Raw genomic sequence first — 12770 nt, 5'->3', positions numbered from 1 at the left:
TCCTTCTTCATCAAGCTTCTGAATGTATTCCTTCTGAAGTATCTCTGTAAACCCATCTATTGCCCTCAAAGGTGCTCGAAGATCATGAGAGACAGAATAGACAAATGCTTCAAGTTCCTTGTTGGCAGCTTCAAGTTGTGCAGTGCGTTTCTTTACTCGCTGCTCAAGCTCAGTATTCAGCTTTCTTATTTCCGCCTCCACCTTTTTACGCTCAGTTATGTTACGAAAACTCCATACACGCCCTACAATAGTGTCTCCAAGAAACTGGGGTTGAGAATATCGCTCAAATATTTTTCCGTCCTTGAATCTGATTTCGTCAAAAGAAATTTCTTCAGGCCTTTGGTAGAGATATCTAACCTTTTTCATGAAGTCTTCCGGATTCTCGAGTTGCTCGAAAACAAAGTCTAACAACATGTTGTCATCACGTCTTTCTGCTAAATACTCAGGAATCTTCCAGAGTTCAAGAAATTTCCTGTTATATCTGGTAACCTTGCCGGTTCTATCTACAACCAGAATGCCGTCTTCTGTAGATTCCAGAGTTGCTTCAAGAAGCGAATGAGAATACCTTATTTCCTCCTGTGCCCGCTTAAGTTCGGTAATGTCAGTAGCTATGTGAATTATTCTCTGAATATTGCCTTTTTCATCAAAAACAGGAGTGCATGAGACGAGATATATTCCGCCAAGAGCCTCTACTTCCATTTCACTCTCCTCAAGTTTTGCTGATGAGAGCATTTTCACCAGCGGGCAGCCTTCGGGAGGTCCCGAGGTATTGTGAAAGATTTCATAGCATTTTTTCCCGATAAGTTCTTCTGCGGAACCCGCACCTGTTGCCTTCACCGTAGCCTTATTTACTGAAAGAATATTGTGTTGTGCGTCAAGAATTATTGTTGGATGACCGATTGCCTGGAAAATATCTTCCCTCTCCTGCTGGAGTTTCCATAATTTTTCAAGCTCTTTCTCAAGTTCTCTCACCTTCTTTTCCAGTTTCCGGGCGTAGGCTTCTATCTGCATCCTGTCCAGTTCTGTAATCTCTACAGGAAGCTGGTCCAGCACAGGAAGCTGCCCTGCCCGATGCTCTTCAATTACTTCCTTAATGGTGCTGAAAAATTTCTCCGGTTCCATCGGCTTTACAATAAAACGTGACGCTCCAAGCGACATAGCCAGATCTTCATCCTTTTTATCAGTGTAGGTAGCTGTATAAAAAACAAAGGGGATATGTTGAAGACGTTCATCAGTCTTTACCTTCCGGCAAAGTTCAAAACCATCCATTTCCGGCATCATGATGTCCGATATAATCAGATCAGGAGGCGATAGAACGACTTTTTCCATCGCCTGGATACCATTGGCAGCGCTCTCAACAGTATATCCCTGGCTCAGGAGCGCACGTTCAAGAAAAACCCTTGAGTTGACATCGTCCTCTACGATCAATATCTTCATGCTGTTTCACCGGTCATAATTCAACAAAAATATAGATTATATTTTACCTTCAACAATGCTGATTGCCATGTTGCTCAGATATTGTTTAATCGTCAGGCTTGGGAAAGGTTTTATCCATTTTATTTCAGTATCAATAATCGTATAATCAAACTCGGCAAGTATTTTGGCAACAAGGAGAGGTGAGATACCGGCAGCCTTGCTTCCGGCGTCAGTCAAAGCTGTCTTAATACTTAGCCCATCATTCAAAAGTACAAATACATCAACGATATCCTTCGGCAGTGTTCTATCAACTATCGCAGTTATCTTATTTGCAAGGATATTTTCCCTTGAATCTATAATGCCGAGAACTGGATGATTTACCAGTTGACCGATATGTGAGGGCACATCATTTATCAGCTCAATCTTTAATCTCTCATTACCGACAAAAATACGATAAAAATGTTCACCTTTATAGTCGGTTTCGGCGTCACTAAATACCTTTTGCAGTTTCGCCAACTGAGTTTCTGAAATCCTCCGGAACTCTGCATGATCATTAACAAAAAAGTCCAGATCATCAGAATACCGATGATTGTAATATCCCCTTGAAAGAGCGGTGTCACCTGTCAGATAAAAAGGTGATTCCCGGAATACAGATATAACAATGTCCTCTAAAGGATATATCACATTATTGTAATATTCTGCAAGCAAAATCCATTCCTTCTTTAATTTCTTTAAATCTTACGAACTTTCTTGCATCTCCCCATAAACCGCAAAGAATTCTGGGATCAATTATTTTTACAATCTTGAACCAGTTTACACTCTCAAGAAGCCGTGCTACACAAAACCCTCTTTCAGGCCATTTACGTGTGCTTCGTCCCTCTATAATAGCAAGAAACTCCTCCGGTGTAAGATTTAAATCCCACAAACACTGTTTGAGCGTTCGTTTATGTTCTTCAGACAATTCACTCTTTTCCATATTTGTCATAAATAATTATACCTTAATCCTCCTCTATAATTAATATCTTCATCTGAATATACCTTTCATACCTACCTTAACCCCTCTATAAGTTGTGGCCCTTTTCTAAAATCTCTCTCTTCTCTCCCCATTTTCTAATTTTCTTTAGTAATCTCCCCTCACCCATTTTTATAAAAGAGGGGAAAATATATCCCAAATCCAGCTATAAAGATTGTCATTGCGAGAGAAACGAAGCAATCTGAACTTCTTCAAGGAGATTGCCACGCACCTTTCAGGTGCTCGCAATGACTGTCTGAATCAGCATTTGTTATGCTTATCGCTGGATTTAGGTATATGTATATCTTAATGCTGTTTCACCTGTCAATTGCCTTATCTGGGATATGACCTAATCAGGGTCAATAGGTTTCTCGATATAGCCTTTACACCCAGCGGACAAAAGCCTTTCTTTATCACCTGCCATAGCATACGATGTCATTGCTATTATCGGGATACTGTTACCAATCTCCGAACTTCGAATTTTCCAAAACACCTATAATCCTTTCAATATCATCCCTATCCAGAACTTCTTTCTTAATTAATTCCTCAGCAAGTCGATCAAGAACATGTCTGTTATTCTTCAATATCTCTTCTGATTTTTGCTCGGCCTTTAGTATTAATTCCCGTATCTCCTGATCCATCAACCATGCCATTTCTTCACTATAGCGTTTTGGCAAAGCCAGCTCCCTTCCTAAAAAAGGATGTTCTTCACCTCTTCCAAGGTTAATTGGTCCAACCTTTTCGCTCATACCCCACTGCGATACCATTTTTTCAGCCAGTGTTGTTGCTTCTTTTAAATCATTCTGTGCACCACTACTTGTATCATTAAAAACTATTTTTTCTGCAACTCTACCTGCAAGGACAACGCTCAATCTATTCATAAGATATGTCTTTGGATAATAATGTCTGTCTTCTTCTGGAAGAAGTTGTGTAACACCCATTGCCATTCCACGGGGTATAATGCTTACTTTGTGAATTGGATCAGTTCCAGGAAGTTTCCATGCAACAAGAGCATGTCCTGCTTCATGATATGCAGTAATGCGTTTTTCCATATCACTTATTGTTTCTTCTCTCTCAGCCCCCATAAGAATGATATCCCTTGCCTCTTCAAAATCACTCATATCTATTTTATCCTTGTTCTTCCGAACCGCAAGAAGCGCTGCTTCATTTGTGATATTTTCAAGGTCTGCTCCTGTCATACCAGGAGTTCCCCTTGCAATCTTTTCAAGGTCAACATCTTCAGCTAATATTTTGTTTTTTGTATGCACTTCAAGAATCGCCTTCCGTTCTTTTAATCCAGGTCTGTCAATAACAATATGCCTGTCAAACCTTCCAGGCCTCAGCAATGCAGGGTCGAGAACGTCAGGTCTATTTGTTGCAGCCATAACAATAACCTCTTCATGTGATTCAAAACCATCCATTTCACTCAAAAGTTGATTCAGTGTCTGCTCTCGTTCGTCGTGGCCTCCCCCTAAGCCTGCACCACGAGTGCGGCCAACAGAGTCAATTTCATCTATGAAAATTATGCTTGGTTGTGATTCCTTAGCCTTTTTGAACATATCTCTTACCCTTGCAGCTCCAACTCCTACAAACATCTCGATGAATTCAGATGCACTGATACTGAAAAAAGGCACTCCTGCCTCTCCAGCGACTGCTCGGGCTAACAAAGTTTTGCCTGTTCCAGGAGGGCCAATCAGAAGCACTCCCTTAGGAACTTTTGCCCCCAGTCTTCTAAATTTTGATGGGTCCTTAAGAAATTCAATCGTCTCCCTGAGTTCCTGCTTTGTTTGCTCCATTCCTGCAACGTCTTTGAATGTAATATTCATCTTTTTAGCATCAATAAGTTTTGCCTTGCTCGCTCCAAATGTGAACAGCCCTCCTGGTCCACCCTGAACCTGTTGCGCTCTTCTCATGATGAGTATCCATATACCGATAATCAAAACCCATGGCAGTAGTCCAATCAGAATCTGCCACAGTGCAGACCCTTTATCAGCAGGTTCGATATTCACAATTACATTTTTTTCTTTCAGTTTTGCAAGTAGACCCTCACCTTGAAAGGAAGGTAAAAATGTCTCGAAATCTTTTATTGGTGTAGTAATTTTTTCACCCGTAAGTTGTATATCAGTCTCTCGAACAAATTCTCCACGAACCCGCAATTCTTTGATAGTAACTAATCTGATATTACCTGCTTCGAGTTGTTCTATAAACTGGCTATAACTGATGGGGTAGTTTCTTTTTGACCCAAAGGAAAAGAATTGACTCCATGTATATAAAAAAAATAGAAGCAGTAAAACACCTATTATTAAACGCCACTGTTGATTCTTTATTATGTTACTGATATTTTTTTTGTCATCAGCCATTATTACAATATATTATCGAAACAAAATAAAATTGCAACTGTTTAAATCTGGACAACTATATGCAGTTTATAGTATACAGTAAATAATACTTTAAACTTGAATACTTTAAACTTGAAATCTTTAAGTTGACTCTATTGTTTATACCTGTTAAAGTTTATAAAAAAGAAAAGGAGGAATTCATGGACGAAGATTATAAAAAACTGGCAGGTGTTTTTTTACTGGGCGGATTAATTGGTGCGGTAATTGCACTCCTTTATGCGCCTAAATCCGGCAGAGAGACAAGGAAAGATATTTCAAAAGTTGCAAGACGAGTAAAAAAAGAGACATCTGAATTGATAGATGACACAATTGATAATATTCATGATTTTGCAGGTTCTATTAAAGATAAAGTATCAGATATCATAGAACGGGGTGTGGAATTATCTGAAAGCGCAAAAAAGGAAATATTGAAAAATCTTGAGCACGGGCAAAAGGTGATTGAGAAACAGAAAAAAAGAATAACTGAAGCTATCGGACTTTAATCTGTCAGTTTAAAATAGTTGGATTTATAACATTTTTCTGGCGGAGGGGGAGGGATTCGAACCCCCGGTAGAGTTGCCCCTACAACGATTTTCAAGACCGTCGCTTTCAACCACTCAGCCACCCCTCCTTGATAACAAAAAATCAAAAATTAATAAATAATTATAACAGAACTTTATTTGACTTTTTTTAGATAATAATTTTTTAAAAATTTATTTTATAATACACGTTGATGAAAGATTCTGCTCTTCAATTAATATTACAGGCAGGGCTTATTGTAAAGGGTGTTTTAATAATCCTCTTATTTTTTTCTGTAGTATCATGGGCCATCATCTTTTTTAAACAAAGATATTTTTCAAAAGCGAATAAAGAGTCTGAACAATTTCTGCGCGCATTCCGAACAAGTAGAGATGTTAAGAGTCTATATCAGGCAACACGGAGCTTGACTATCAGTCCCATTGCGAATCTTTTCAGATCTGTATATACCGATGAAGTTCGAAAAGACAAAAGCGAAACTAAGAGATTGCTAAAAAGATATGGAGCACTTGAATCAGCAAAACTCGAAAAGTATCTGAATTTTCTCGCAACAACCGGATCTACTACACCATTCATAGGTCTTTTTGGAACAGTTTGGGGAATCATGAATTCGTTCCGGAATATAGGTGTTTCCGGTGCTGCTTCTCTTGCGATTGTAGCTCCTGGAATCGCCGAATCTCTTATAGCTACTGCTGCAGGACTTGCCGCTGCTATCCCTGCTGTCATTGCTTATAATTACTATCTCAGCATGGCACGAAGAATGATTATAGAAATGGAGGATTTTTCAGAAGAACTTTTCGATTTCTTCAACCGGGAGAATCATGAAATTCAATAGAGAGAGAAATGTTCTCTCAGAGATAAATGTTACTCCTTTCGTTGATGTTATGCTCGTATTGCTCGTTATTTTCATGGTGACAGCTCCACTCCTTCAACAGGGCATAGATGTGAATCTTCCGAAAGCAAAAGGAAAAGATCTGCCTCCAGAAGAGAGGATTACACTTGTCGTTAAAAAAAACAGGGTTATTTATATGAATGACAACCCTGTTTCTTTGTCAGAAATGAATAAAAAACTTAAGGCAATTAGCAAACTCAATCCAAATGTATTTTTAAAAGCTGATAAAGATGTTCCATATGGATTTGTTGTAGAAGTTATGGGTGAGATCAAAGAAGCCGGCATAGAAAAACTCGGAATGATTACAGAACCTAAAATAAGCCTTAAATGAGAGAACCCAGTCTTCAAAGAACAACTGTTTTATCTTTAACTATACATCTTTCAGCAATATTTATTACAATCCTGATCTTAAAACAATCTAACACTATAGTTATCCCATCTCCTTATGTAGTGAGCCTTGTCAGTCCTGCGAATTCAGAAGCTTCACATGAAAAATTAGATTTAAAAACATCTGTTCTCTCTGATACACAACCAATATCTGAAGAAAAAACTATTAGAACAAAAGAAATGAAAGAAGAGAAAATTGCAGCTATTGAAGCAAAAAAGAAGATAGAGAAGATCGTTAAACTTCGATCTATAATTTCACTAAAAGCTGGCGAAAAAAATCCAGACAAAATATCTAATATTACTCAGGGAACAGGTACACTATTTGATGATTATTATGCAAAAATAACTAATGAGATACGCCAACAATGGATTTTCCCAGACAGTGGTCCAAAAAATATTGAGGCAATTATATCAATAAAAATATTAAAGGATGGGACAATTATTAACCAGAAAGTTGAGAAGAGTTCGGGTAATACTTTATTTGATCGATCTGCACTCAAAGCCATCGCAAAAGCAAATCCTCTTACGCCGCCACCATATGAGATGGAAATCGGAGTAAGATTTTATCCATGACAAATAAGTTCAAAGTTCAAAGTTCAAAGTTCAAAGCTTATATAATTTTTCTCTTGTTTTTACTTTTTACTTTCAATCCTCTCTCAACCCTTTTTAATAAATGGGAAATAAGGACATTTGATGTTGAGGCAAAGGTTTACATTGATATCAATTCACCTGCATTTAAAAAACTTCCTGTAGCAATACAGGATTTTTCAGGGGCATCCGGTAAAGAAATAGCGGAAATTATTAGAAATGACCTTGATTTTACAGGATTATTCGAATTGATCGATAAATCAGCCTATATAGAAAATCCATCACAGCCTTTTAATCCGGCCAACTGGACTCCAATCGGCGTTGAAACAGTCATAAAGGGCTCAATTCAGGAAGTGAAAGACCTGATTGTTACAGTTACTCTGAATGATGTTTTTGAAGGAAAAGAAATAATGAGAAAAAAATATACAGCCAGTAGAGATTTATTGATTCCTTTAGCTCATACAATTTCTAATGATATCTATTATATGCTAACAGGTGAGCAAGGTATCTTCAGATCACGTATAGCATTCATCGAGGATACCAAGAAAGAAAAGCAGCTATGCATTATGGACTGGGATGGTAACAGAATCATAAAAACAGGGATTAAAGGTAACATAATCCTATCTCCTCATTGGTCACCAAACGGTGATAGATTAATATATGCTGCTGAGAGAAATAGACACTGGAGTATTTATCTATTAGATTTTACAAATATGATCGAAAAGAAAATATTCTCCTCTAAAGGAACGAACATTGCAGGAGATTTTTTTCCATCGGGAAATGAGATTGCATTTTCTTCTTCAAAAGATGGGACTCCAGATCTTTATATCATGAATCTTAAAAACAGCGATATAGTAAAATTAACCTCATCATATGGTATTGATGTTTCACCTGCTATATCTCCTGATGGAAATTATATCGCATTTGTATCAGACAGGGGTGGTACCCCACAGATATACACTATGAAAAAAGATGGTTCAAATTTAAGAAGAATAACATTCGAAGGTTCATATAATACTTCTCCATCATGGTCACCTAAAGGAGATAAAATAGTTTTTACAGGCAGAAGGGGACTAAACCAGATATTTATTGTTAATCCTGATGGTACAGGATTAACACAACTTACTGCAAATGGAAACAATGAAGAGCCATCATTTTCACCTGATGGCAGATACATAACATTTACTTCTGACAGAGACAAAATAAAGGGTGTATATATAATGAGGGCTAATGGAGAATTTCAGAAGAGGATCAGTCCTGAAAATCTTAAAGCATATAATTCAAGATGGTCACAAAACTATATTTTCTAATCCTGATTATTCATAAACTATGGTTAATAAGACAGGACATAATCTTAAAATTTATGGATAAAATGGGCTAAAATTATTTTACTATTACCTTATAAAACCGCCTTTTACCCACCTTGATAATATGTTCACCTTTCTTTAAAGTGGTATTCGGTTCAGTTACAATATCATCGTTGACTTTAACTCCACCCTGTTTTATAAGTCGTATAGCCTCACTCGTGCTTTTTACAAGCCCTGTATCTTTCAATACCTGTGGAACCCATAAAATATCTTCTGCTTTTATATCATCATAAACTTTTATAAGAATATCTTCAGGCATACCCTTTTCCGTATAAACGTGTTTGAAATCTTCCTGTGCCTTTATTGCTTCTTCCTTATTCCAATATCTCTCAACAATTTCAAGAGCCAGATTCTCCTTTGCCTTCTTCGGATGAATTTTTCCTTCAGTAATCCCTGCCTTTAAATTTAAAAATTCCTCGAGAGATATATGGCTAAGCAGTTCATAGTACCTTAACATTAGATCGTCATTGATGGACATAATCTTGCCATATATGTCTTTTGGCGATTCACTAATACCAATATAATTGCCGAGACTCTTACTCATCTTATTTACACCGTCAAGACCTTCCAGCAATGGCAATAAAAGCACTACCTGTTCTTCTTTTCCCATCTTCTTTTGCATAGTTCTTCCCATAAGGATATTAAATTTCTGGTCTGTCCCTCCCAATTCAACATCTGCCTGGAGATAAACCGAATCATAAGCCTGAAATAAAGGATAGTAGAATTCAAGAATACTTATGTCCTGTTGATTCTTGAAACGCTTTTTAAAATCTTCTCTCTCGAGCATTCTGGCAACAGTCTGCATTGAACCTAATCTGACAAGTTCCATCACATCCATTTTCAATAACCATTCGCTATTGAATCTTATTTCTGTTTTTTCAGGATTCAGTATTTTGAATACCTGACTCTTATATGTTTCTGCATTCTTATTTATTTCATCTCTTGTTAAAGGTCTCCTTGTTTCAGATCTACCAGTCGGATCACCTATCATTCCTGTAAAATCACCTATAAGAAATATCACTTTATGCCCGAGTTCCTGAAATTGCCTCATCTTTTCAAGTAGCACTGTATGACCAAGATGTATATCAGGAGCTGTTGGGTCAAAGCCTGCCTTTATTCTTAGGGGGCTATCTTCCCTATATGACTTTTCGAGTTTCTGTATGAGTTCTTTATCGGTTATTATTTCAACAGAGCCTCTCTTGATAATTTCAAATTGTTGTTCTGGTTTTAGCATAAAGAATATATTAAAACCTTACTATTCTTGACGTCAAATTATTATTCTAAAAATTGATAGATTTATCGCAATTTTAGCTTTTTAAGAAGAATACCAAGATACTTATTGATGGGATTGCTCCTCTTTAGAAAAGGGATAACAGGAGGTTTGCGGTTTCCAATCCTGTTAAATTCCTCTAATATCATCTGATTCATCTCCTGTTGCAAGCCCTCTCTAAATGTAATCACTGCTTGTTCTTTTTTATTGTAGAAAAGGTAGAGTCTTCCAAGATTCAGATAGAGAACGGAATTATTAGGTTCTTTTTTAATCGCCTCCTCACATAAAGCTACACCCTTACTAAACTGTCCGCGTTCTTTTGCAATACAAAAACCCAGATAAGAACAGATCTCAGGCGTTTGTTCTATATTGTAAGCCTTTTCGAAAAATACTAATGCTGAAAGTGTATCACCATTTTCAAGTGCTTTCAATCCTTTTTCAATTAGCTTATCTGTTTCTATTCCTGAATCTGTCATTCTAATTTTCAGCAGCCGAGAGCTTCTTTTGTCATCTGTTCTACGATTTCAGATACAGCATTCTTACCAGCTTGTGTCCGTGATTCAATATAAAATCTTACCTTCGGCTCTGTGCCTGAAGGTCTTATCATCAACCATGAGCCATCATCAAAAATTAGCTTTGTGCCATCTATGGTTACAACATCCTGAACTGTTCTTTTTTCTCCACCAATATTTACAATGGTTCCTTTTCTATATTTATCTTTAATAATTGATAGTTTCGCAAGAAGTTTTTCTCCTGATAGAGATCTGTCCACCGCTATACCTGAGCGTTCAGGGTAAAAATATCCATATTCGTCCATCAATTCCTTAAGATAGTCACTAAGATTCTTGCCTGTTGAAGCAATTATCTCAATAGCAAGTAAAAGTCCGAATATTGCATCTTTTTCAAGCGTATGATTATATCCTGATATGCCATCAGACTCTTCAAATGCTATGATCGCCTTTTCGAGAGAAGTGCTAATAAGGTATGGCCTGAAATTCTTAAAGCCAACTTTTGTCTCCCTGACAGGTATTCCTAAACCCTTTGCAACTGCATTTACAAAATTACTTGTAGCTACTGATTTTACAACAATTCCATCAATTTTTTTATATGTATACAGAAAATGAAGAGCTATAGTCCCGAAATAATTTATTGGTATCTGCATCTTTCCATCAGCTAATCGAATACGGTCTCCGTCAGGGTCCATTATCGCACCAAGTGTAAATTGTGCATCAGTTTTACTCAAGATTCTCTCAATCCCTTCCATATTCTTTTCGCTAGGTTCTGGCGCAATTCCTCCGAAAAGAACATCATCTTCTGTTCTTAGATAAATGATCCTGTTACTCTCTCCCAGGATTTTCTGCATACGTCCACGCGTGGCGCCATACACATTATCAATACATATTAGATATGAATCATTTTTAAGAAAATCTCTTATCTTATTAAGGTCTATTGTCTTTCTTCGTTGAATATATTCAATATAAAGTTTTGTCAAATCAACTTTGTCAATTTTCTCTGGTTTTACTGAAGGTAGCACAATTTTTTTCTCAACCAGGCCGTTTGCAATGTTTTCTATTGCTTTAGTTATTTCAGGACCTGCAGGTCCTCCATCTGACGGATTGAATTTAAAGCCTGCATAATTTGATGGATTATGTGAAGGCGTGAGATTAATTGAGCATGCGGCCTGCAACATCTCAATTCCTGTTGAAAACTCAGGTGTTGTTGCTTCTCCTGCATACCAGGTTTTAATTCCTTCTTTTTGCAACATTCCAAGAACTTCCATCGCAAATTCAGAACCAAGAAATCTGTTATCATGCCCAACGATAACTCCTCTTTTCTGAATCTCTTTAAAATCGGATACTCCGATCGCATTCATTATAGAATCTTCCTGCATTTTAAACATCTCTATGATTGCGGCAGTGACAATACGAAGGTTATTGAAAGTAAAGTCAGTTCCGATCTCACCTCTCCATCCTGATGTACCGAATACAATTTTTGACGGTTCTGTGTTTTCTCTTGCAAAACGTTCTATCTGAGCAAGCAGATTTCTATTTTTTGCTGAATCAGATAAAATTTCTTTCCAGCAAGAAGCAGCACTATTAAATGTTGCTATAATCTTAGACATCTTACATTCATTTAAAATTAATTTTTCTTTTTTAACTGATCCGCAACAGCTTTTGTAGCACGCTGAACAGCTTCGGGATCACCGAGATAGTAGTGACTGATAGGATTTAAATCGTCGTCGAGTTCATAAACCAGAGGTATTCCCGTTGGAATATTAAGATGCACTATATCCTGATCAGAAATCTTATCGAGATATTTAACAAGAGCACGAAGACTATTTCCATGTGCCGAGATAAGAACACGTTTGCCAGCTCGGACAGTCGGTGCAATTGTTTCATGCCAATAGGGAAGAAAACGAGCAACTGTGTCTTTCAGCGATTCGCTTAGGGGTATCTCTTCTGGTTTTAAATCTGCATAACGAGGGTCATTTCCGGAGTATCTTGGGTCATCTGGTGTTAAAGGAGGTGGGGGCATGTCATAACTTCGCCGCCATAGCTTAACCTGCTCTTCGCCGTGTCTTTCAGCCATCTCAGCTTTATTAAGACCTTGAAGAGCTCCGTAGTGACGCTCGTTCAATCTCCAGCTGTTTAATATGGGGATCCACATCAGGTTCATCTCCTCGAGCACAATCCATAAGGTTTTAATCGATCGTGATAGCACAGATGTAAAAGCAATATCAAATATATATCCTTCTTTTTTCAGCAGACGTCCTGATTCAATCGCTTCCTGAATCCCTTTTTCTGAAAGCTTTACATCTGTCCATCCAGTAAATCGGTTTTCCTTGTTCCAGATGCTTTCTCCGTGACGAAGTAATACAAGTTTTTTCATACTATCACCTCTTGTAATTTTAAAAAATATCATA

At 37.3% G+C, this 12770-nt stretch carries 14 protein-coding genes and 1 tRNA gene; 5 read left to right on the top strand and 10 right to left on the bottom strand.

Annotated elements, in window-relative coordinates; translation table 11 throughout:
* From HXY53_07120 to HXY53_07100, 5 genes are all read right to left on the bottom strand, one after another.
* Nucleotides 1–1437 (bottom strand): response regulator (locus HXY53_07120; GenBank protein NWF76318.1); only part of this gene is annotated, 1437 nt, incomplete at its 3' end.
* A 36-nt stretch (nt 1438–1473) separates the two neighbouring features.
* On the bottom strand, nt 1474–2124 hold the full coding sequence (locus tag HXY53_07115; GenBank protein ID NWF76317.1) for a nucleotidyl transferase AbiEii/AbiGii toxin family protein: 651 nt from the start codon (nt 2122–2124) through the stop codon (nt 1474–1476).
* A complete protein-coding gene (locus tag HXY53_07110; GenBank protein ID NWF76316.1) occupies nt 2102–2401 on the bottom strand; it encodes a hypothetical protein in 300 nt (99 codons plus the stop codon). Before HXY53_07110 ends, HXY53_07115 begins: the two co-directional genes overlap by 23 nt.
* 376 nt (nt 2402–2777) lie before the next feature.
* Nucleotides 2778–2921, bottom strand: coding sequence for a hypothetical protein (locus HXY53_07105; protein ID NWF76315.1), 144 nt, complete (start codon nt 2919–2921; stop codon nt 2778–2780).
* Entirely contained in the window at nt 2887–4788 is a 1902-nt protein-coding gene (locus HXY53_07100) for an ATP-dependent metallopeptidase FtsH/Yme1/Tma family protein (GenBank protein NWF76314.1), read from the bottom strand. Before HXY53_07100 ends, HXY53_07105 begins: the two co-directional genes overlap by 35 nt.
* A gap of 179 nt (nt 4789–4967) precedes the next feature.
* Between HXY53_07100 and HXY53_07095 the strand changes: the two genes are divergently transcribed.
* Nucleotides 4968–5309 carry a YtxH domain-containing protein gene (locus tag HXY53_07095; GenBank protein NWF76313.1) on the top strand — a complete coding sequence of 114 codons (342 nt, stop codon included), beginning with the start codon at nt 4968–4970 and terminating at the stop codon, nt 5307–5309.
* Between the two features lie 38 nt (nt 5310–5347).
* Here HXY53_07095 and HXY53_07090 read toward each other — a convergent pair.
* A tRNA-Ser gene (locus tag HXY53_07090) sits at nt 5348–5437 on the bottom strand.
* Between the two features lie 102 nt (nt 5438–5539).
* Here HXY53_07090 and tolQ point away from each other — a divergent pair.
* The 4 genes from tolQ to tolB are packed head-to-tail and all read left to right on the top strand — an operon-like array spanning nt 5540 to nt 8520.
* A complete protein-coding gene (tolQ, locus tag HXY53_07085) occupies nt 5540–6178 on the top strand; it encodes a protein TolQ (GenBank protein NWF76312.1) in 639 nt (212 codons plus the stop codon).
* Complete coding sequence (gene tolR / locus HXY53_07080) at nt 6165–6566, top strand: protein TolR (GenBank protein NWF76311.1); 402 nt, start codon at nt 6165–6167, stop codon at nt 6564–6566. Before tolQ ends, tolR begins: the two co-directional genes overlap by 14 nt.
* Nucleotides 6563–7195: a cell envelope integrity protein TolA gene (tolA, locus tag HXY53_07075; GenBank protein NWF76310.1), complete on the top strand. Its 633-nt coding sequence runs from the start codon at nt 6563–6565 to the stop codon at nt 7193–7195. The genes tolR and tolA overlap by 4 nt, the downstream gene beginning before the upstream one ends.
* On the top strand, nt 7192–8520 hold the full coding sequence (tolB, locus tag HXY53_07070) for a Tol-Pal system beta propeller repeat protein TolB (GenBank protein ID NWF76309.1): 1329 nt from the start codon (nt 7192–7194) through the stop codon (nt 8518–8520). Before tolA ends, tolB begins: the two co-directional genes overlap by 4 nt.
* 73 nt (nt 8521–8593) lie before the next feature.
* Here the strand turns inward: tolB and HXY53_07065 are convergent, their stop codons facing one another.
* The 4 genes from HXY53_07065 to gpmA form a co-directional block, all read right to left on the bottom strand.
* A complete protein-coding gene (locus HXY53_07065; GenBank protein ID NWF76308.1) occupies nt 8594–9811 on the bottom strand; it encodes a tyrosine--tRNA ligase in 1218 nt (405 codons plus the stop codon).
* A 62-nt stretch (nt 9812–9873) separates the two neighbouring features.
* Nucleotides 9874–10323, bottom strand: a complete 450-nt coding sequence (locus tag HXY53_07060) for a tetratricopeptide repeat protein (protein NWF76307.1) — start codon at nt 10321–10323, stop codon at nt 9874–9876.
* 8 nt (nt 10324–10331) lie between these two features.
* On the bottom strand, nt 10332–11969 hold the full coding sequence (locus HXY53_07055; GenBank protein ID NWF76306.1) for a phosphomannomutase: 1638 nt from the start codon (nt 11967–11969) through the stop codon (nt 10332–10334).
* A gap of 17 nt (nt 11970–11986) precedes the next feature.
* Nucleotides 11987–12736, bottom strand: a complete 750-nt coding sequence (gene gpmA, locus HXY53_07050) for a 2,3-diphosphoglycerate-dependent phosphoglycerate mutase (GenBank protein ID NWF76305.1) — start codon at nt 12734–12736, stop codon at nt 11987–11989.
* Nucleotides 12737–12770: the final 34 nt, after the last annotated feature.

The organism is Nitrospirota bacterium (assembly GCA_013388455.1).
Taxonomy (GTDB): domain Bacteria; phylum Nitrospirota; class Thermodesulfovibrionia; order Thermodesulfovibrionales; family SM23-35; genus JACAFF01.
Note: the sequence above shows the minus strand (reverse complement) of the source record. Positions and strands in the feature narration are given on the sequence as shown.

Coding starts and splice junctions, on each gene's coding strand:
- HXY53_07110 (NWF76316.1), bottom strand. CDS start 2,401: ATGACAAATATGGAAAAGAGTGAATTGTCTGAAGAACATAAACGAACG.
- HXY53_07100 (NWF76314.1), bottom strand. CDS start 4,788: ATGGCTGATGACAAAAAAAATATCAGTAACATAATAAAGAATCAACAG.
- HXY53_07095 (NWF76313.1), top strand. CDS start 4,968: ATGGACGAAGATTATAAAAAACTGGCAGGTGTTTTTTTACTGGGCGGA.
- tolQ (NWF76312.1), top strand. CDS start 5,540: ATGAAAGATTCTGCTCTTCAATTAATATTACAGGCAGGGCTTATTGTA.
- tolR (NWF76311.1), top strand. CDS start 6,165: ATGAAATTCAATAGAGAGAGAAATGTTCTCTCAGAGATAAATGTTACT.
- tolA (NWF76310.1), top strand. CDS start 6,563: ATGAGAGAACCCAGTCTTCAAAGAACAACTGTTTTATCTTTAACTATA.
- tolB (NWF76309.1), top strand. CDS start 7,192: ATGACAAATAAGTTCAAAGTTCAAAGTTCAAAGTTCAAAGCTTATATA.
- HXY53_07065 (NWF76308.1), bottom strand. CDS start 9,811: ATGCTAAAACCAGAACAACAATTTGAAATTATCAAGAGAGGCTCTGTT.
- HXY53_07060 (NWF76307.1), bottom strand. CDS start 10,323: ATGACAGATTCAGGAATAGAAACAGATAAGCTAATTGAAAAAGGATTG.
- HXY53_07055 (NWF76306.1), bottom strand. CDS start 11,969: ATGTCTAAGATTATAGCAACATTTAATAGTGCTGCTTCTTGCTGGAAA.
- gpmA (NWF76305.1), bottom strand. CDS start 12,736: ATGAAAAAACTTGTATTACTTCGTCACGGAGAAAGCATCTGGAACAAG.